The 1091-nt window shown below is 31.3% G+C and carries 1 protein-coding gene; it reads left to right on the top strand.

The genetic code is table 11. The features are described 5' to 3' along the window. Positions 1–1091, top strand: a 1091-nt coding sequence (locus LS73_RS09895; RefSeq protein WP_034559840.1) for a hypothetical protein, incomplete at both ends; no start/stop codon positions are given.

The following is a 1091-nucleotide window of genomic DNA, read 5'->3' as shown; positions in this document are numbered from 1 at the left end:
AGAGCTAGCCCTAATTCTAGCATAAACAAGCAAGAATTACTTCCTTCTATCAAACATATCACAAGCTTTCAGCAACAAGCAAAGCAATTAGCCATGAATATAGAATCTGAAATAGCTTTGAATACTAAATCTTTGCAAAGTGAAGTCAAATATGCGCTAACACAAATTAAAGAGCCTAGCATTAAAAAAGACTTAATGCAAATATATAACACATTAGATTCCATTCATACAGCTAAAGCAGGCAAGCTTATCCCTTATACTTCACTAGAAGCAAATGAAGTAAAAAAGCTAAATGAATTAAGCAAACCAACAAAGGCAAAAGCTTCCCAAGCTCCTTATAAAGATGTAGATTTTATTACTAATGCAAAAGGTATTAGCATTTCTACTCTTGCATTAAAGAATGCAATATTACATGAATTAAGCCATAGAGCAAATACACTTATAGAATCTAGCAATAAAGCTTATATAGAATATATAACAGGGCTATCCTTTAATAAAACACCAAATACAAATAACTTACTTATCCCTAAACCATATAATATAGTCTCACAGATAGAACAAGCACCAAGCACACAAGAAGCTATCAAACCAGCCTTAAGAGAGCTCTCACTTTTGCAAACAGATTTAAAACCTCTTAATAGCTATCTAAAACATTTGCAATCCTTAAATCTAAAGCAATATCAAGCAAAAAGCCAAGTTACAAAGGAATTAAGCCAACTAAAAAATGAATTGCTAGATTTGCAAGAAGCAAATAAAGCTATTCCCTATAAGGTTATAAGCGATACATTTATTACAAGTGAAAGCATGCCAAAAAGCTATAAGGCACAATATGTAGTAGTAAAAACACAAGATATTAAGCCTATATTTAGCTCTCAAACACAATATCAATTTAGAAGCCTATATCAATCAAAAAAGATAGAAGATATTATAAATAACTTTGATTCTAGCAAAATGATTTATAGTGAGGGAAGCTTTGCAGGACTTCCACTTATGGATTCACAAGGATATTTACTCTTAGGCAATCATAGAGCAAAAGCCTTGCAAAATCTAAGTCCAAATGCAAGAAGTAAATATAAACAAGCAATCAAAGA

The sequence above is a fragment of the Helicobacter muridarum genome (genome assembly GCF_000765805.2).
Lineage (GTDB): Bacteria > Campylobacterota > Campylobacteria > Campylobacterales > Helicobacteraceae > Helicobacter_A > Helicobacter_A muridarum.
This window is presented reverse-complemented; position numbering and strand designations above follow the sequence as displayed.